Here is a 19302-nt window from a genome sequence, read left to right as displayed (position 1 = left end):
TATAGGGCGAGACAACAATCATTGAGGAGTGAACACGTCATGGAAAAAGTTTTAGTATTTGGTCACAAAAATCCTGATACCGATACAATCACATCGGCAATCGCTTATGCAGAATTAAAGAAAGCACTCGGTGTCAATGCCGAAGCCATCCGCCTCGGTGAAATGAATGATGAAACGTTATTCGCACTCGATACGTTCAAAGTGACAGCACCACGTTTAGTGACAGAAGTCGCGACAGAAGCGTCACACGTCATTTTAGTCGACCACAACGAACGTCAACAAAGTGCGAACGATATCGACACTGTTACGGTAACGGAAGTCATCGACCATCACCGGATCGCAAACTTTGAGACATCGGATCCTGTTTACTACCGGGCAGAACCGGTCGGCTGTACAGCAACGATCCTGAACAAGCTCTACAAAGAGCATGGTGTTGCCATCAAACCAGAAATCGCTGGGTTGATGTTATCAGCGATCATTTCCGACTCGCTCCTGTTCAAATCGCCGACTTGCACGGAGCAAGATATCATCGCAGCACGTGAACTCGCAGAAATCGCTGGTGTCGATGCGAACGTCTACGGTCTTGAGATGCTCAAAGCTGGAGCTGATCTCTCGAAAAAATCCGTTCCTGAATTGATCTCACTTGATGCAAAAGAATTCACGATGGGAACACTCAAAGTCGAAATCGCTCAAGTCAACACGGTCGATACAGCTGAAGTCTTACTTCGCCAAGAACAACTCGAAACAGCGATCAACGAAGTCATCCTTGCAAAAGGACTTGATCTGTTCGTCTTCATCGTCACGGATATCTTGACGAACAACTCTGTTGGACTCGTCCTCGGGAAAGAAGCGAATCTCGTCGAACGTGCTTACGGTCTTGAAGCGACGAACAACCTTGTTTACCTCGAAGGTGTCGTTTCACGTAAGAAACAAGTCGTTCCTGTCTTAACAGATACGGCTCTTGCAACACAATAAGTCAGAAAAAGAAGGAGTTCGCTCCTTCTTTTTTGAATAAAGAATATGAATGGCTGTTCATTCATTACATAAAGGAGGAAGCAATATGACACAAACGATCATGGTGACGGGTGGAACGAACGGAATGGGGAAAGCGATGGCGCTCGCCTTAAAGGAAGCCGGCTGGAACGTCGTTGTTACAGGACGCGACGCGGAACGCTTGCGACTCATGGATGAAGCATTGGGTCAGATTCAAGGCGAACATCTGACGATTCAGATGGATGTCCGTGATGCTGACGCTTGTCTGGCTGCTGTCAATCAAGCACGCGAACGGTTTGGTCGTCTCGAAGCATTGATCAACAATGCTGCCGGGAACTTCATCTGTCCGACCGACGAGTTATCACCAAATGGATGGAAGACGGTCATCGATATCGTCCTCAACGGGACATTCAACTGCTGTCACGCTCTGGTCAAAGGATGGCAGGAAGATCAAGTCGTTGGCGGACAAATCGTCAACATCGTTGCGTCTTATGCGTGGCAGGCTGGCGCTGGTGTAGCTCCGAGCGCCGCTGCGAAAGCCGGTGTCCTGAACTTGACGCGGACGCTTGCCGTCGAATGGGGCTATAAATATCAAGCCCGTATCAACGCGATCAGTCCGGGCCCAATCGAACGGACAGGTGGTGCCGACAAACTCGCATTGTCACCGGAACACGCGGAACGAATTCGCCGGAACGTCCCGCTCGGTCGATTCGGGACACCGGAAGAGATCGCAACACTTGCAACATGGATGGTGTCAGATCAAGCCCGCTACTTGAACGGAGAATGTATTGCTCTTGACGGTGGTCATTGGTTAAATAAACAACCATTCTAATGATTGAGATTTAATGACTTAAGAAGTCGGTCTCCACAAAGTTAAGAATGACGCGCTTCACGCCGCTCCTACAGGATCTCGTATCTCGCCTGAGGAAAAGGCGTGAAATGACGCGTCATTCTGTTTTTAAGTCAGCCCCTTGCATGCGTCGCGAACTATTTTTCTTTCTTTTCGCTATGTTTATGAATTATCTAGAACAGGTAGAAAGGACAAGAAGGAGGCGATCGTATGTGGGAAGCGTTCGGTTGGGGGGCGCTAGCAGGTGGTGCAGTTGTCATCGGTGCCCTATTCGGATTGTACTTACCCTTAAAGCAACGCCTGATTGGTTATATCATGTCGTTTGGGACCGGGATCTTGATTGGAGCAGCGACGTTCGAGTTACTCGATGAAGCATTAAAGAAGTCAACGACGCTCGTCGTCGCGATCTCCTTCATCGTCGGCGCACTCGTCTTTACGGGCTTTGACCTATTCGTTTCGTCACGCGGCGCGAGTAAACGGAAACGCTCGTCTGGTGGGAACGAAGGCACGGGAACAGCGATTTTTTTCGGGACGATTCTTGATGCGATCCCGGAATCAATCATGATCGGTGCCAGTCTGTTATCGGGAAATGTCAGCGCGGCACTCGTCGCGGCGATTTTCGTCAGTAATATCCCGGAAGGCTTATCGAGTACGACCGGTTTGCGAAAAGATGGCTTTTCGAAGAACAAAGTATTGCTGATGTGGGGAGTCGTCTGGTTGATTTCCGCCCTCGCCTCACTCGCCGGCTACACGATTCTAGCAGAACTCCCGGACATGCAATTCGCCATGATCGGTGGCTTCGCAAGCGGTGGAATCATCGCGATGCTCGCTTCGACGATGATGCCGGAAGCTCATGAGGAAGGTGGTGCGATCGTTGGTCTGTTCGCAGCACTTGGGTTAATTACTGCCATTATCCTTAGTTAAATCCAACATAAGGCGCGTTGTCTGGAAAATGAACCGGACAACGCGCCTTATGTGTTTAAATTGATTTACATATCACCTACTTCTCCCGTAGCGCCCTCCCATTCCTGCTTAAAACGATTAACGAACTCTTCCATGTAGCGATGTCGCTCCTCTGCTAAAAGAAGTGCTGTTTTCGTATTCATTAAATCTTTTAGCCGGAATAACTTTTCTTCGAAATGATTCAGGGCACTCGTCTCTCCCTTTCGGTCACCCGGTTCTCGTGGTGCTAGTCCAGGTACATGCATCGGCTCCCCGAACCGACCAGCGAACTGAAATGTGCGCGCAATCCCGATTGCACCGATGGCATCGAGACGATCAGCATCTTGAACGACTTGCCCTTCGATCGTTTGCATCGGTGGGCGTGTACCGTCTTTATAGGACAGGCTCGTGATGATGTCTAGAATTTGTTCCTGTTCTTCTTCTGTCACTTTTCCTTGTAAAAAGGTTGCGACCGTTTCTGCCGTTCCCCCGAGTTTACTATCTGCTACGTCATGAAGTAAGGCCGCCAGTTCGATGATTTTGACGTTCCCGCCTTCCTGTTTGGCAATATGTAAGGCTAAGCGGCGAACCCGTTCGATATGGGCATAATCATGACCTGAAAAGTCCGTCGCGTGAAACGACCGGACGAACGCTTCCGTTTCTTGAATCATTGTCGTTCCCTCCATTCCGGTTCGAGTAATCCGTACAGTAACATATCATGTCGCTCCCCGTCTCGTCGTAAAAAGGCTCGGTATCTTCCTTCCTGAACGAACCCGAGTCGTTCGTACAGTTGAACCGCACGTGTATTATACTCAAAGACCGTCAATTGAATCCGGTACAAGTTCAACTCTAAGAAGGCGTACTCTAGTATCGTCTGTAGCGCATCCGTTGCATACCCTTGCCCTTCACAATCCGGATCGATGCCGATCATCAGCCATGCCGTTCCATGTGTCGGTAAAATATCTTCTAATGCGACCACCCCAATCATCCGTTCATCTTCGAAGTTACGAATCGCAAACCGAAACGTCTCCGGAGCATCCGTCGCCATCATCTGTTCAATCTTTTCCTTCGATAAGTGACGATATGGCGTCGCACTGAAATGGCGAGCAAACGTTGCATCGTCAAGCAGCCGTTGCATCACTTCGGTATCTTCCGATTGAAAACGCGTCAGACGAGTATGATGACCTTCAAGCAATTTTTTCATTCTTATCCCCCCTCTATACAAAAAACCGAAAAACGCTAACCCTCTTCAGAGTTAGCGTGCTGTGCTCATAAAACTTTTTCGAGGAACTTTTTCGCCCGGTCCGTCTTCGGATTGTCAAAGAGTTCGACCGGTGAACCTTCTTCCATCAGAATCCCCTCGTCGAGGAACAAGACACGATCTGCAACCTCTTTTGCAAAGCCCATCTCGTGTGTCACGATGACCATCGTCATCCCACTTTCCGCCAGTTGCTTCATGACGTCAAGGACTTCATTGACCATCTCCGGGTCAAGCGCTGACGTCGGTTCATCAAACAACATGACGTTCGGTTCCATCGCGAGTGCACGTGCAATCGCGACCCGTTGTTTTTGTCCACCTGACAACTGGTTCGGATAATTATCGCGTTTTTCGGCTAAACCAACGCGATCTAGTAGCGTCTCTGCCCGCTTGACTGCCTCGTCTTTTGAGATACCAAGGACGTTGATCGGTGCGTACGTCAAGTTATCAAGAACAGACTTATGTGGGAACAAGTTAAATTGTTGGAACACCATTCCGATGTTCTGACGTGCTTTCGAGATGTTCGCTTTTGGTTTCGTCAGTTCAAAACCATCGACGATGATCGTTCCACTCGTTGGTTGTTCAAGTAAGTTGATACAACGTAGAAATGTTGATTTACCGGATCCCGACGGTCCAATGACAGCGACGACTTCACCGCGTGTAACTGTCGTCGAGATACCTTTTAATACTTCTAATTTTCCGAATTGCTTATGCAAATCGGTGACTTGGATCATAGGTTCCATCTGATTACCCACTCTTTCTCATAGCTTTTTCGACTTGTTGGCCTATCAAGCTCAATCCCATGACGAGAACAAAATATACGAATCCGGCAAACAACAACGGTTCGAAATAAATCGCCTTTTCTCCTCCAACGATTTGCGCACGACGCATGACGTCGAGCACACCGACTGTCGAGACGAGTGCCGATTCCTTCGTCAACGTGATCAATTCGTTCATGATCGCCGGAAGGATATTTTTAAAGGCTTGTGGCAAAATGATCGAACGGAGTTGTTTGAAATACGAAATACCGAGCGCATCTGCCGCTTCCCACTGTCCGCGATCAACAGCCTGAATCCCGGCCCGAATGATTTCCGAGATATACGCTCCGGAGTTCAAGGAGAAGGCGATGATTGCCGATTGGTATCCTGTCGTCACATACCCTGTCAACTGTGGTAATCCAAAGTGGACGATCGCCAGTTGCAAAATCAATGGTGTCCCCCGGAAGATCGCTGTGTAAGCATGACCAATGAAACGGAGGAAACGGCTCTTCGTTATTTTCAGTGCCGCGACGACGATTCCGATCAGCATCCCGGCAATGGCCGCCACGATGACGACTTGGAACAGGACCGGAATCCCCTCAAGAATATATGGAATTGAATCTTGAATCTTTGTAAAGTCTATCATAATCAATCTCCTAACGTCGCACAAAAGGGATGAGGTTACCCCCACCCCCATGCACTTGACTTATTTTGCTTCTTTTTGGAACCATTCTTCTGCCAATTTATCGATTTCACCACTGTCGATCATCTTCTTCAACTCTTTGTTGAAATCGTCACGCATCTTATCCCCTTTTTTGAAGGCGATCGCTGATCCAGCTGGACCATCTTCTTTAATCTGGTACGTTTTTAGGGATGCATCTTGATCCATGTATTTGACGGCAACTGCATCCTCGATGATGAGGGCATCAATCCGACCTGTATTCAATTCTTGAATGATTTCTGGGATTTTGTTTAAAGGAACCGCTTCGCTATCTTTGAAGCGATCTTTTGCGAGTCCCTCTTGGATCGAACCAAGCTGGACACCGATTTTTTTACCTTTGAGTTCATCTTCTGAACTGATCGCTTTATCCTTCGTCATGACCAAGTTTTTCGATTCGAAGTAAATATCCGTGAAGTCAGCGTTTTTCTTCCGCTCTTCCGTCGGTGTCATGCCCGCCATGACGAAATCGACACGACCTGAGCTGAGGGCACCGAGTAGGCTTCCGAATTCCATGTCTTCGATTTTTAAGTCATACCCGAGATTTTTCGTGACTTCCTTGGCGATCGCAACGTCGAACCCGACGATGTCCTCTCCTTTTTTCGTATCGATGTATTCAAATGGGAAGTAATCCGCTGACGTTCCCATCGTCAATACTTTATCGCTTTTGCTTGATCCACCTGTTGATTCTTCCGACGCGCCACATGCTGCCATCGTGACTGCCAGAATGCCTGCCATTGCCGTTGCTAATAATTTTTTCATTCGAGTTTTCCCCTTCCAACGCTCAATTGTCAGAACTTTAACAATAGTATGACTTATGTGTATGTCCAATTCAATACCGAAAAGCCTGACCTGTTCTATTGCTTTTAGGATATACGAATATTTATTCACTGTAAAGCATAAATATATAAATTTTTTTGACTTTCTATTCATAAATCATGCATAAATGACTTTTTATACAATTTTGCAAACGCTTTCAATATTGAAATTTATTATTTTAATCTCATGAATGCACAAAAAAAGACCCCTTTATCAGGAGTCTTCTTTGCTTATGCGTAGATTTCAATCAATGATTCAAGTTTGTCGACTACTTCTTCTGCCGTGAACGATTCGATGTCGAACCGCTCGACCATTGAGAGGATGTTTCCATCTTGCATTAATGCAAATGATGGAGATGAAGGTGGATAACCTTCGAAGTATTCACGCGCACGGTCTGTCGCTTCGCGATCTTGACCAGCGAATACTGTGACGAAATGATCGGGCTTGATGCCCTCTTTCCGATTGACGTACGCTGCAGCAGGACGGGCGATCCCGCCAGCACATCCACATACTGAATTGACAAGGACAAGTGTTAGCCCTTCGCGTTTCATTGCTTCATCTACGCTCTCAGGCGTCGTTAATTCTTCAAATCCAGCAGCTTGCGCTTCTTTGCGGGCTGTTTGGACGACATCTTCAAAATACATTTGGAAATCCATCATATTGCCTCCTTTGATTCGTTCTCCTTCTTATTGTACGAGTTTCGATGAAATCTGTCCAAGTCTGTCGCTTAATTCAGTTTCTAAAAATGGTCGGGCATGCAACAAATCACGGAACGCGATGTAGCGATCGATTTTTTCTTCCGTTGGTCGCTTGTTTTGTTTGTATGCCCGAATCAAGATGTTCTTCGGTGTATGCTCGAGATCGATGAATTCGAGTAACTGCGCTTCGTATCCGACGAGCGTCAGCAACTCAGCACGAATCGAGTCTGTCGCCAGTGACGCGAATTTTTCTTTGATCAGTCCGTGCTGGAGCATGACATCGAGTGGCGAACAGTCCAGTTGACGGTTCAATTCCTTTTGACAGCACGGTACGCTCAGGATGACCGATGCATTCCAGTCAACAGCTCGCGCGAGTGCGACGTCAGTTGCGACATCACAAGCGTGAAGTGTCACCATCAGGTCGACTTCCGTCTCCCCTGTGTAATCATGAACGTCTCCGACACGGAATGTCAGATCGGTATAATCCAGATCACGCGCAATTTGCGTACATTCTTCGATGACTTCTTTCTTTAGATCAAGACCTGTCACTTCGAGGTCGAATCCTTTGACGACTTTTAGATAATGATAGAGAGCGAACGTCAAATACGACTTCCCGCAGCCAAAGTCCAAAATCCGGAGTTTTTTTCCTTTTGGCAAGGCAGCGATGCTATCCTCGACGAATTCAAGGAAACGATTGATTTGTTTAAACTTATCGTACTTCTGTTTTTTGACCTGCCCCGCTTCCGTCATGACACCCAAACGAATCAGAAACGGCACCGGTACACCGTCTTCTAATAGATAGGTTTTTTTGCGGTCATGCGACAGGAGAGCTTTCATCGGTTCCTTTTTGGATGTCTTGAGCGCGACTTTCATCTTTTTCGAGAGCTGGAATTGCCATTCGTCTTCTTCAAAACGGAATAAGAATTGGCGGAATTCCGTGAACCAGTCATCGAGTCGCCCGACGAAATCGTCCATTAAAATATTTTCATGCTTCATAACACGTTCAAATTGAAACTCAACCTGCATCATCACCGTATCTCTTAATAGAATCGGTTTTACCTTGATTCGTCGGAGATCATTTGATTTTTGACGCGGATTACTTATCGTTGCATGGATCAGTGTTCCTTGCGTGATTTGCGAGGCAAGACCCGCTTTTAATTCATGTAGTTCCACTAGTCGTCCCGTCCTTTTCTGATGTTCTTTCGAAACTGTAGCAAATTCGTACCTGTTCGACAAGTTTACACGCTTCATCATTCGTACGTAATCAAAAGGAGGAATGCATCATGTTCAAAAAAATTCTCTCGCAAATCGGAATTGGTGCTGCTACGGTCGATACACGCTTGACGGATGACCGCTGTGAACCCGGCGGTCAAATTCACGGTGTCGTCCATATCAAAGGCGGAAACGTCGATCAAGAAATTGATCGAATTTATCTTGAATTCAACACGCAGTACAAACAAGAAGTCAATGATAGCACGACGTTTACGACCTTTACGCTCGACCGATTTGCCTTAAATGAAGCGAAGTTCACGATTGAAGCGGGTGTCGAGCGGGAAATTCCCTTTACATTACGCGTCCCGCTGAATACGCCACTCTCCGTCAGTCAATCGAAATCGTGGATCGAGACGGGACTCGACATCGCTCAAGCCGTCGATCCATCTGACCGTGACGCTGTCATCGTCGAAGCAAACCGCTACCAAGCAACAGTCTTAGATGCGATGGAGTCACTTGGCTTCCGATTGAAAAAAGCCGACACGGAAAAATTACCTGGACGATTCCGGAAAGATTTACCGATTGCTCAGGAGCTTGAATATTCAGCTCGCAATACACACTACGCTCATAAACTGGATGAGATTGAAATCATCATGCTTCAAGACGGGTCTGGGATTGATTTAATCGTCCAAGTCGATCGTCGTGCGCACAGTCTCGGATCATTGTTCAGTGAAATGGCTGGTGCGGATGAGTCAATGATCAAACTTCGTCTGTCCAATAGTGAATTGCAAGATCAATCGTTCGTCGAACGTCAGCTGACAAGCATCGTGGAACGCTATAGCTAATCAATCGATCGAATTTACTTGAAAGTGATTCCTCTTCAGGGGAATCACTTTTTTATTGAATTTTATTTCAATTTGAAATCGTTTACAAATAAAACATTGTTTTAAAATAACCCCCTTGCTATACTGTCCGTATTGAAAAGAATTCCAGTCACGGTTTGACTAAAGGAGGACGTACATCATGAAAAAAATCGGACAGTTCACGTTAACAGCCGGACTCGCAGCAGTACTCGTCTCAAGTAGTTTACCTGTCATGGCAGAGGCAGGATCTTCAGCCGATCGGATCAGTCACAAAATCGACACGATGACACTCGAACAAAAAATCGGGCAGATGATCATGCCGGACTTCCGACAGTGGAATGGCAGCAACCATACGTCGCTTGCCCCAGAAGTCGCGAACATCATCGACCGTTATGATTTAGGTGGCGTCATCTTGTTTGCTGAGAACGTCAGCGAAACCGAACAGACGACGAAACTCGTTCATGATCTGCAAGAAGTCGTCAAACAAGACGACAGCAACGATATTCCGCTGTTCGTCACGATCGACCAAGAAGGCGGCATCGTCACTCGGCTCGGAACAGGAACGAACTTACCCGGCAATATGGCGTTAGGTGCGACCCGTAGTAGTGCATACGCGAATGATGCCGGTCACATCATCGGTTCGGAACTGCGTGCACTCGGCATCAATGTCAACTTCGGTCCGGATCTTGATGTCAACAGCAACCCTGGAAATCCCGTCATCGGTGTCCGCTCGTTCTCGAGTGATCCGGAGCTCGTCGGCACACTCGGTTCCGCTCTAATGAAGGGAATTCAGTCTGAAGGTGTCGCAGCGACTGCCAAGCACTTCCCGGGTCACGGCGATACAGCGACCGATTCCCACTATGGCTTGCCGGTCGTCGACCGGTCCTTGCAGGAGCTAGAACAAGTCGAGCTCGTACCGTTCAAGCGAGCTATTGCTGAAGACATCGATATGATCATGACAGGACACATCGGAATGCCGCAAATCGAACCTGAAGTCGTCACGTCGACAAATGGTACCTTCCCTTTACCTGCGACGTTATCGGACGATGTCATCACGGGCGTACTGCGCGAAAAACTTGGCTACGATGGCATCGTCATCACAGACGCGTTGAACATGCAGGCGATCGCCGACAACTTCACGGAATCAGAAGCCGTCTTAAAGACGTTTGACGCTGGAGTCGACATCGCGCTCATGCCGACGATCCTTCGTTCCGAGCAAGATGTCACAAAGCTCGATCAGATTTTCAAGGATGTGATCGCAGCAGTCAAAGACGGTCGCCTCTCAGAGGAACGGATCGATCAATCGGTCGAGCGAATCCTGACGCTGAAAGCAGAACGCGGAATTTGGAACGGTACGACTGACACGACATCCCTAGCTGAAAAAATCGCGCACTCGAACCAAATCGTCGGCAGTCCCGAGCATAAAGCAAAAGAACGCGCGATGACGGAAGCCGCGGTCACACTCGTGAAAAATGATCAGCGGACGTTACCATTCAAACCGAAAAAGAATGCAAATGTTCTTGTGATCGCTCCTACGGCGGATCAAACGGACAGCATGAAAAAAACGATCGCGTCCCTACCGAAGAATCGGAACTGGCACGTGACGACAGCGAATTACTCGGCTACTACGCTACCGCTCGACCAAAACCAGACATTACGGGCGCAACTCGATGCAGCAGATTACATCATCGTCGGTTCCAACGTCAATACGAGTGCTAAACTACTACCTACTGCACCAGAACAAGCGATTCCGGCTTCAATCTTCCGCTATGCGAAACAAACGGATACACCATCCGTCCTGCTCAGTCTCCGTAACCCATACGATGTTGCTGTTCAACCGGACGCACCGGCACACGTCCTCGTCTATGGCTTCAAAGGCGACCCGAACGGACCAGACTCCGAAGCAGGCAATCTGAAATCAGCGGGACCGAACCTGCCTGCAGGTATCCGAGCGATCTTCGGAACGTTCAAACCACAAGGCACTTTACCGGTTGATGTGCCGGTCTTTCAGAACGGTGTCTTTACCGATCAACTGCATCTTAAATTCGGTGACGGCTTTAAAAACTGGAAAAAATGATGACGTGATACACCAAAAGACCGAAGCTCCTTTACAGGATGCCTCGGTCTTTTAACGATTGATACGGATATTCGGCTTCTTCTTTCGAACGCTTGTAGACACGATGAAGTGAATAAGTCAACGAAACATAGAGGATGACGACTAGGATAGTCGCGATGGAACTCCCCATTGTAAAACCGAACTGAAGCAACCCCTGAAAATTCTGAATCGTAGCATATGTTCCGTACACCGCCATCAAGATGGGAATGATGTACCCAACAAATCTCACTTTTACTTTTCCGAGCACCTGTTGCACGACATATGCCGCGAGAATCACAAGTGCGATCACGATGATTTCCATTCCAATCCCTACTCTCACTAAATGGTATTCCTAATTCTACCATTTAGTGATTCAAGAAGATACCGCTCGTGCCGGAATCGTTTCGTAAACTGACGCAAACGTCTCTTCCGTCCACCCCATGTGCCAGAAGAGTAACTCATAGTAACAGCTCGTCACGAAATGACGTTTCATCCGCTCGCGTTCCGTCGGGCTCGCTTGTTCCGCCAGCGCATCAAGCCGTGCAATCTGTTCAAAGACGACCTTTTCAAACCATTCCGAGCTGTACGTGTCGATCCATTGCTGATAGATTTTTTCTTCCGGAGTACACGTCAGTAATTGCTGTCCGACTTCATAATACAACCAGTAACATGGCAAGATGGCAGCAATCGTCTCACCGAGCGTTCCTTCACTCGCATGATGCATGTGCGAGACATACGCATATGCTGTCGGTGCTGGTTCAAATGCTTCAAGATCTGCTTCCGTAATACCGAGCGGCTCAAAAAATGATTGATGTAAGGTCAGCTCTGCCTCGTAAGTCGAAGTCGCATGTTCGGCAAGTGTCGCGATCGTCGCGAAGTCGTCTGCTTTTGACGCTGCCTTCGCTTGAATCTTCGCAAAGTGTTTTAAGTAATAGGCATCCTGCATGACGTAATGCCGAAATTTCGAGAGTGGTAACGTCCCCTCTCCGATTCCTTGAACGAATGGGTGCGTAAAACTACTGTCCCAATACGCTTGTGCCGCTTGTTTGATTTCTTGTGTGAATGTCATGATCTCATCCTCCTCGTTTAGTATGAAACGAAAAAACACCACCCCGAAACACACGGGCATGGCGCAAGAAGAACAAGACTTGACGCCACTTCCCTCCGTAAGTACGAACTTAATCAGGTTCAAAGGGTCCGAACGTCTTCGTTCGTCTCAGTCGGTCTACCGACTCCCCTAGTGGTCATTATTCGATTCCCATCCACTATAGCATGCTGAAAACGGAAGTCAAGTTGTCCTCTTTTCGCTATACTATGGAGTGTCAGAAGACGGATGCCGTCTCCATCTACAGACCGATTCCGAACTTCTTTCGTTCTCGTACACTAACTTTAGTACCTGATACTATAATTCATTCTGTTACTTACAAATTGGAGGATTTCATTATGCATACACCAACAAAAATCATGGCGTCAGCCGTTATCGCTTCTGCTCTATTACTCCCGACAGCCGCATCTGCCGAACAAGTCGTCGATAAGACGATCGTCACACTCGGGGAGTCACTCGGCGCAAAGGATAAAGCATGGGTGCTTTCCCGTCTCAATGCACCGGAAGGCATCACGCCGATCATCGCAACTTCTGCTGACGAAGAAAAATATCTCGGGAAAAACATTCCACAGTCGCAAAAAGGCGGCAACATGTATTCGTCGGCTAAGATTGAACTGACGGAAAAAGGTGATGGACTTTCCGTCTCGACGGAGAACATCACATGGGTGACAAAGGATATGTATCTCAACGCTCTCGTCACAGCGGGTGTCAAAGATGCCGACATCACGATCACTTCTCCCTACAAGGTGACCGGGACATCGGCACTGACAGGAATCATGAAAGCGTACGATCAAACTTCCGCTGAGACGGGAATTAAGTTAAGTGACGAACGCAAGGATTTAGCACAGCAAGAATTATCGGTCACATCAGACGTCGGAAAAACGGTCGGCACGGATAAAGTCGCTGACTTAATGAATGAGATCAAGGCTGAGATCGCCAATCAAAAACCGGAAACCAAAGTCGAGATCGAAAACCTGATCGTCCAAGTCATTCAAAACAACAATATCCAGTTGTCTGACGCACAAATGGACCGGTTGACGAATCTATTCAATCAAATGGAGCAAGCGAACATCAACTGGGGACAAATCGAGAGTGGTTTGAAAAATGCGGGGCAAGACATCCACGCGTTCGCAACATCAGAAGAAACGAAAGGTTTCTTCGCTAAATTATTCGATGGACTCAGTGACTTCTTCAGTTCAATCGCTGGCGTGTTCAAATAATTCAGACTTCCGTAACTGACAAAAAAATAGTAAACTAGAGATATCTGAAACGAAAGGTGGTGTGAAAAGATGGACTTTGCCGCGTGCAAACACTGGTTGATGGAACAATTGTATCTGTTGCGCGCGATTTTTCATGGAATGGCGTTCTAAGGCACCCGTCTGCCCTTTTTTAGAACTTCATGATTGAAAAATACAGCAAAGCGCATCTTTCACACGTTAGGGAGAGTGCTATTTGCGCTCTCCTTTTTTTGATGCGCGCGAAAGGATCAATTGATTATGATGATTTGCGACATTCAACACCTAACCAAACAATTCGGAGGCGAAACGATCTTAACGGATGTTTCCCTCTTCTTAAACGAACACGACCGTGTCGGTCTGATTGGACGAAACGGGAGTGGCAAGACGACATTACTCCGCTTGCTTGCTCGCCTTGAGCAACCGGACGGTGGTGTCATCTATCAAAAGAGCGGTTTGACGATCGGCTATTTGGAACAACTTCCTGTATATAGTGAGACGATGACCGGACTCGACGTCCTTTGGACAGCGTTTGAAGACATCCTCGCGATCCGTTCTCGGATGCAACAGTTGGAGCAAATGATGGCGACAGCACCAGATGATCTCGATGCACTACTCGCACGATATGCGGAAGCGACGAATGCGTTCGAACAAAAGGATGGCTATCTACTCGACTCGAAAATCGAACGCATGGTGAACGGCTTACACCTTCGTCCGTTACTCACTCGTCCTTTCCACCAGTTGAGCGGTGGTGAACAGACGAAGATTTGTCTCGGTCGCATGTTACTCATGGAGCCAAATCTGCTCATTCTTGACGAACCGACGAACCATCTTGATTTAGCTGCCGTGGAATGGCTGGAGCAGTTCTTACGGGACTACACAGGAACCATCCTGCTCGTCTCTCACGACCGGGTCTTCTTAGACGCCGTCGTCACCTCGATCGTTGAACTCGAGGACGGTGAACTGACAACCTATATAGGGAATTACAGCGCGTTCGTCGTCGAACGAGAACGTCGCTTGATGGAACAGTTCCACGCCTACCAAGAGCAACAGAAAAAAATAAAGAAAATGAAGGAAGCGATTCGTCGACTCCGGCAATGGGCAAACGAAGCGTCTCCACCGAGTGAGAAATTATTCCGTAAAGCAAAATCGATGGAACGGGCACTCGAGCGGATCGAACGGATTAAACGACCACAACTCGAAGCCAAAACCGCTGATGTCTCCTTCTCTTCCACTGATCACTCGAGCCAAGTCGTCTTTCGCGCTGAAGAACTCTCGTTTGCTTACGGAACCCGTCACATTTTTGATGACGTCTCGTTCGAGATCATGGCACAAGATCGGATCGCGATCGTCGGAACGAATGGGAGCGGGAAATCGACGTTGCTCTCACTGCTGCTTGACGAATTATCACCAGAGGCAGGCACACTCACGCGTGGACCATCGAATCGGATCGGTTACCTGTCCCAGCATGCCCATTTCGAGGAGGACGCGCGGTTAATCGACTGGTTTAGAGACCGGATTGCCGTTCCAGAAGCGGAAGCCCGCCATATCCTAGCCCGGTTCCTGTTCTTTGGACCAACTGTCTTTCGGTCCATTTTGTCACTGAGCGGAGGCGAACGTGTGCGATTGCAACTCGCCGTCCTCGTTCATTCGTCGGTCAATGTATTAATTCTCGACGAGCCGACGAATCATCTCGATATTGAATCAAGAGAGACGTTGGAAGAAGCACTCGAGAATTTTTCTGGAACATTGATTGCCGTCTCACACGACCGCTATTTCTTGAATCGGCTATTTCCGCAGATCCTGTGGCTCGAAAATGGTCTGACGCGTTATCATGGTACGTATACGTATGCTCAACAGAAGCGTGCTGAGTTCGCTACGTCTTCCTCACTCCACGTAACCCCTCAAAAACCAAAACGCTTGTCACAACATGAGTTAGAAGTGCAGATCGAGCGGCTTGAACAGAAATTAGCAAAACGTGAAAAACCGACCGATACCGTTTCTAAAAGCATCCAACAGCAACTCGATGACCTATACGAACAATTGCTACAGTATGGATGATTTAGCTTTACTTGCCTGTCACTCTCGATACCGAGAGTGGCAGTTTTTTCGTTCACCTACAATGTTTTTAACTCCTAACATTTAGCTAACTTTATTAAGTTTTAAAATTTTATTTTATTTTGTTGTTGCTTATTGTCTGAAAATTCGTATAATTTAGCGTATAGCTTTTATTATTCTTTGGGAGGAATACACCATCATGAACGCCATTCAGCAAGTCATTCAAGGAAGTGTCGATTACGCCAACAACATTTTATGGTCGTATGTATTAATCGCTGTATTGATCGGCGGCGGGATCTACTTCACGATCCGAACTGGCTTCATCCAATTCACTTACTTAAAAGAGATGTTCCGCGTCACGCTCGATAAAAGTGAACAAACAACAGACGATAAAGGAGAAAGCATCACTTCTCTCCAGTCATTCTTCATCGGTGCGGCGACACGGATCGGTACGGGTAACCTTGCCGGTGTCACGATTGCCGTCACACTCGGCGGACCAGGTGCCGTCTTCTGGATGTGGATGGTCGCTCTCTTAGGGGGCGCGACGGCTCTCATCGAAAGTACACTGGCTCAAGTCTATAAAGTACGCGATACGAAATCGAACGCATACCGTGGTGGTCCTGCCTACTACATCGAAAAAGGCTTGAAGAACCGAGCTCTCGGAATCGTCTTTGCAATCTTGATTGCTGTGACGTTCGGCCTTATCTTCAACTCCGTTCAATCAAACACGATTGCCGCTGCCTTTGACAATGCGTTCGGTATCAACACAGCTGTCGTCGGCGCAGCACTCGTCGTCTTGACGGGACTCGTCATCTTTGGTGGTGTCCACCGTGTCGCGAAGTTCTCTGCAATCATCGTTCCTATCATGGCAGGTCTCTACTTGATTGCTGCTCTTTATGTCGTCGTTACGAACCTGACGGAACTTCCTGGTGTGTTCGCAATGATTTTCAAAAGTGCCTTCGGAATCGAGCAAGCATTCGGTGGCTCGGTCGGTGCTGCAATCTCACTCGGTGTCAAACGCGGATTGTTCTCAAACGAAGCGGGAATGGGGTCTGCTCCGAACGCTGCGGCAGCGGCTGAAGTCTCTCACCCAGCAAAACAAGGTTTCTTACAAACACTTGGTGTATTCCTTGATACGTTGATCGTCTGTACAGCGACAGCAACGATTATTCTCCTCAGTGATAGTTATGCTGCTGGAAATGGCGAAGGAATCGGCATGTTGCAAAACGCGCTCTCCGAAGAATTTGGTGCAATTGCCCCACCATTCATCGCACTCAGCGTCTTCTTGTTTGCTTTTAGTTCGATCGTTGGTAGTTACTACTACGGTGAGACGAACATCGAGTTCATCAAACAAAGTCCAGCAGCCGTCTTCGGTTTCCGGATTGCGACAATGGGCTTCGTCTTCATCGGATCTGTTCTCAGCCTCGGTATGGTATGGAGTTTTGCCGATCTCTTCATGGCAGGCATGACATTAATCAATATGACAGCGATCCTCCTCTTGAGCGGCATCGCTCTCAAAGTCATCAAAGATTATCAGGAACAACGGAAACAGGGACTCGATCCTGTCTTCTCAGCAAAAGCACTCGGGATCGAAAATACGGAGTGTTGGGACGTTGAAGAAGAAGCTCGTCCTGCTGCTGGTGAAGTGCCGCCATCACAATAATTTAACTCTGAGTTCAAACTTCAGCACCGAGTAAGCCATGTGCCTACTCGGTGCTTCTATTTGTTAAAAAGAATTTGGATTATGTTTTCATCGGACAGGGAAAAAGTCAACAGATTGTCCTGAAGGAGGAATTTATCTTGTCTCAAGTCATGCTGATCATCAATCCGTCTTCTGGAAAAGAACTCGGAAAAAAACACGCAACGCTTGCTGAGGAAACGCTTGCTACTCGCTTTGAAACCGTCGACGTTCGGTTCACGGAAAAAGAACACGATGCGACGGAATTTGCGCGTCATGCCGCCCAGTCTAATTACGACGCTGTCATCGCCATGGGAGGTGACGGAACGGTCAATGAAGTCATCACTGGGATTGCCGAACAACCGCATCGCCCAACGCTCGGAATCGTCCCACTCGGAACAGTGAACGATTTATCCCGTGCGTTACACATCCCGACGGATCCAGAAGAGGCGATCCAGATTCTAGCTGACGCCCCTGCCCGACCGCTCGATATCGGTAAATATGATGACCATTACTTCATGAACGTCATCGCTGTTGGTCTGATTGCGGAAGCCGTCGAGGAGGTCAGTGTCGAACAAAAGACGTCACTCGGATCGGTCGCTTATTTCATTGAAGGTCTAAAAGCCTTCAAGGATCATAGCCCCTATCCGATTGAAATTGATTCTGCTGAGAAACAATTCGATGGAGAAGCGCACTTGTTGATCATCGCCTTGACGAATTCCGTTGGCGGGTTCGAATCCTTTGCAGAAGACGCAAAAGTCGATGATGGACTGTTGCATGGCTTTATCATTACGAAGCTTGGATTCTTTGATGCGCTCCAAGCATTACCCAAACTCTTCACGGGTGGATTATCAAAAGCAGATCAAATCGAACACTTCACGACGACCCGTGTCGAAATTCGCTCGAAAGAAGAATTGCCGATTAATGCCGATGGGGATACAGCAGGTCATGTTCCCGTGACTGTCGAGGTACTCCCGCAACATTTAACTGTGTTTTCACCATCTTCTAATGAATAACAGTATATGTTCATAGAAAAAAGAACTGACTCTTCGTCAGTTCTTTTTTTACTTATTAATCCATTACAATATATGTTAACAAAGCGTAATTTTGAAACATATTTGAAATATTTTCGTGTTATTGACGATGCTATAATCATCTCAGGCGAAAAATCATTCTTTAAAATAAATAATTATACATAAAATCTTACAATTTTGTAATGATCAGTTCTGGCGCTTCAGATTTTTAAGGAGGAAATACACTCAATGAAACGTTTACTTACAACAATGACAATGACAGCTTTGGTAGTTTCAGGTTTTGCAACAACGAGTGCTTCGAAAGTTGAAGCTGCAACGACATATAAAGTAAAGGTCATGGCAGACGGACTTCGTGTTCGTACAGGTCCATCAACAGCTTATAAAATCGTCGGTAGCGTCAATACAGGACAGACATTCAATTATCTTGGTGTTTCCGGTTCATGGACAAAAATTTCATACGGTGGCGCATCACGCTACGTTTCTTCTACATACGTAAAAAAATACAGCACAACGACTTCAACAAAAGCAACGACTGGCTTCTCGCGTCCAGCAAGCGGTCCAATCACGCAAGGATATGGTGCTGCAAGTGGAGTTTACGGTTATACGTTCCATAACGGCATCGATATCGGCGCTCCAACAGGTACACCTGTCTATGCATCAGCCGCTGGTAAAGTCATCACATCCCGTTATTACGGCGCATACGGAAATCACGTCATGATGACGCATACCGTCAACGGCATCCAATATACGACGGTGTATGCACACTTGAATAGTCGCTCCGTCTCAGTCGGACAGACGATTGCAAAAGGATCGAAAATCGGTACGATTGGTGCAACAGGTAACGCGTTTGGTGCGCATCTCCATTTTGAAATGCATCGTGGTCCTTACGTCTACAGCGGAACGTCTGCTGCAAACAGTGTCAATCCACTCAATTACTTCAACTAAGCTTGATTCACCGGACTTCTCCCCATGAGAAGTCCGGTTTT

General features: G+C 47.4%; 19 protein-coding genes and 1 riboswitch. Of the genes, 10 read left to right on the top strand and 9 right to left on the bottom strand.

Going from position 1 to position 19302, the window contains the following annotated elements:
• Positions 1 to 39 precede the first annotated feature (39 nt).
• The 3 genes from KNQ09_RS01505 to KNQ09_RS01495 all read left to right on the top strand — a co-directional run bounded on the left by KNQ09_RS01505 (position 40) and on the right by KNQ09_RS01495 (position 2767).
• Entirely contained in the window at positions 40 to 975 is a 936-nt protein-coding gene (locus KNQ09_RS01505; RefSeq protein ID WP_214857135.1) for a manganese-dependent inorganic pyrophosphatase, read from the top strand.
• A gap of 85 nt (positions 976 to 1060) precedes the next feature.
• A complete protein-coding gene (fadH, locus tag KNQ09_RS01500) occupies positions 1061 to 1825 on the top strand; it encodes a 2,4-dienoyl-CoA reductase (protein WP_214857134.1) in 765 nt (254 codons plus the stop codon).
• A 228-nt stretch (positions 1826 to 2053) separates the two neighbouring features.
• A complete protein-coding gene (locus tag KNQ09_RS01495) occupies positions 2054 to 2767 on the top strand; it encodes a ZIP family metal transporter (RefSeq protein ID WP_047390876.1) in 714 nt (237 codons plus the stop codon).
• 65 nt (positions 2768 to 2832) lie between these two features.
• Here the strand turns inward: KNQ09_RS01495 and KNQ09_RS01490 are convergent, their stop codons facing one another.
• The 7 genes from KNQ09_RS01490 to KNQ09_RS01460 all read right to left on the bottom strand — a co-directional run bounded on the left by KNQ09_RS01490 (position 2833) and on the right by KNQ09_RS01460 (position 8209).
• The gene (locus KNQ09_RS01490) at positions 2833 to 3471 is read right to left on the bottom strand and encodes an HD domain-containing protein (RefSeq protein ID WP_214857133.1); all 639 of its coding nucleotides are present in this window, start codon (positions 3469 to 3471) and stop codon (positions 2833 to 2835) included.
• On the bottom strand, positions 3453 to 3989 hold the full coding sequence (locus KNQ09_RS01485) for a GNAT family N-acetyltransferase (protein ID WP_214724497.1): 537 nt from the start codon (positions 3987 to 3989) through the stop codon (positions 3453 to 3455). The genes KNQ09_RS01490 and KNQ09_RS01485 overlap by 19 nt, the downstream gene beginning before the upstream one ends.
• A 65-nt stretch (positions 3990 to 4054) precedes the next feature.
• Positions 4055 to 4777 (bottom strand): amino acid ABC transporter ATP-binding protein, encoded by a 723-nt coding sequence (locus KNQ09_RS01480; protein ID WP_035398695.1) that lies wholly within the window; start codon positions 4775 to 4777, stop codon positions 4055 to 4057.
• Between the two features lie 13 nt (positions 4778 to 4790).
• On the bottom strand, positions 4791 to 5450 hold the full coding sequence (locus KNQ09_RS01475; RefSeq protein ID WP_041255309.1) for an amino acid ABC transporter permease: 660 nt from the start codon (positions 5448 to 5450) through the stop codon (positions 4791 to 4793).
• Between the two features lie 57 nt (positions 5451 to 5507).
• On the bottom strand, positions 5508 to 6281 hold the full coding sequence (locus KNQ09_RS01470) for a transporter substrate-binding domain-containing protein (protein ID WP_023467617.1): 774 nt from the start codon (positions 6279 to 6281) through the stop codon (positions 5508 to 5510).
• 287 nt (positions 6282 to 6568) lie between these two features.
• On the bottom strand, positions 6569 to 6994 hold the full coding sequence (locus tag KNQ09_RS01465; protein WP_064300267.1) for a BrxA/BrxB family bacilliredoxin: 426 nt from the start codon (positions 6992 to 6994) through the stop codon (positions 6569 to 6571).
• 30 nt (positions 6995 to 7024) lie between these two features.
• Positions 7025 to 8209 (bottom strand): class I SAM-dependent methyltransferase, encoded by a 1185-nt coding sequence (locus tag KNQ09_RS01460; RefSeq protein WP_214857131.1) that lies wholly within the window; start codon positions 8207 to 8209, stop codon positions 7025 to 7027.
• Positions 8210 to 8319: 110 nt separating this feature from the next.
• On the opposite strand from KNQ09_RS01460, the gene KNQ09_RS01455 reads away from it, so the two are divergent.
• Together KNQ09_RS01455 and KNQ09_RS01450 are read left to right on the top strand one after the other, a co-directional pair.
• Complete coding sequence (locus KNQ09_RS01455) at positions 8320 to 9093, top strand: sporulation protein (protein ID WP_058705388.1); 774 nt, start codon at positions 8320 to 8322, stop codon at positions 9091 to 9093.
• Positions 9094 to 9271: 178 nt separating this feature from the next.
• Entirely contained in the window at positions 9272 to 11188 is a 1917-nt protein-coding gene (locus KNQ09_RS01450; protein ID WP_214857129.1) for a glycoside hydrolase family 3 protein, read from the top strand.
• A 31-nt stretch (positions 11189 to 11219) separates the two neighbouring features.
• Here the strand turns inward: KNQ09_RS01450 and KNQ09_RS01445 are convergent, their stop codons facing one another.
• Together KNQ09_RS01445 and tenA are read right to left on the bottom strand one after the other, a co-directional pair.
• Positions 11220 to 11528: a hypothetical protein gene (locus KNQ09_RS01445; RefSeq protein ID WP_214857127.1), complete on the bottom strand. Its 309-nt coding sequence runs from the start codon at positions 11526 to 11528 to the stop codon at positions 11220 to 11222.
• Between the two features lie 51 nt (positions 11529 to 11579).
• On the bottom strand, positions 11580 to 12275 hold the full coding sequence (gene tenA, locus KNQ09_RS01440) for a thiaminase II (RefSeq protein WP_214857125.1): 696 nt from the start codon (positions 12273 to 12275) through the stop codon (positions 11580 to 11582).
• 73 nt (positions 12276 to 12348) lie between these two features.
• Positions 12349 to 12455: riboswitch (TPP riboswitch) on the bottom strand.
• A 194-nt stretch (positions 12456 to 12649) separates the two neighbouring features.
• On the opposite strand from tenA, the gene KNQ09_RS01435 reads away from it, so the two are divergent.
• The 5 genes from KNQ09_RS01435 to KNQ09_RS01415 all read left to right on the top strand — a co-directional run bounded on the left by KNQ09_RS01435 (position 12650) and on the right by KNQ09_RS01415 (position 19261).
• Positions 12650 to 13531, top strand: a complete 882-nt coding sequence (locus KNQ09_RS01435) for a DUF1002 domain-containing protein (protein ID WP_023467610.1) — start codon at positions 12650 to 12652, stop codon at positions 13529 to 13531.
• A 276-nt stretch (positions 13532 to 13807) separates the two neighbouring features.
• On the top strand, positions 13808 to 15607 hold the full coding sequence (abc-f, locus tag KNQ09_RS01430; RefSeq protein ID WP_214857123.1) for a ribosomal protection-like ABC-F family protein: 1800 nt from the start codon (positions 13808 to 13810) through the stop codon (positions 15605 to 15607).
• A 196-nt stretch (positions 15608 to 15803) separates the two neighbouring features.
• Complete coding sequence (locus tag KNQ09_RS01425) at positions 15804 to 17267, top strand: alanine/glycine:cation symporter family protein (protein ID WP_064300273.1); 1464 nt, start codon at positions 15804 to 15806, stop codon at positions 17265 to 17267.
• A gap of 137 nt (positions 17268 to 17404) precedes the next feature.
• Positions 17405 to 18298, top strand: a complete 894-nt coding sequence (locus KNQ09_RS01420; protein WP_214857121.1) for a diacylglycerol/lipid kinase family protein — start codon at positions 17405 to 17407, stop codon at positions 18296 to 18298.
• 246 nt (positions 18299 to 18544) lie between these two features.
• Positions 18545 to 19261 (top strand): peptidoglycan DD-metalloendopeptidase family protein, encoded by a 717-nt coding sequence (locus tag KNQ09_RS01415; protein WP_055966831.1) that lies wholly within the window; start codon positions 18545 to 18547, stop codon positions 19259 to 19261.
• Positions 19262 to 19302: the final 41 nt, after the last annotated feature.

It is taken from the genome of Exiguobacterium sp. s191, from assembly GCF_018618955.1.
In the GTDB taxonomy this organism is placed as follows: domain Bacteria; phylum Bacillota; class Bacilli; order Exiguobacteriales; family Exiguobacteriaceae; genus Exiguobacterium_A; species Exiguobacterium_A abrahamii.
This window is presented reverse-complemented; position numbering and strand designations above follow the sequence as displayed.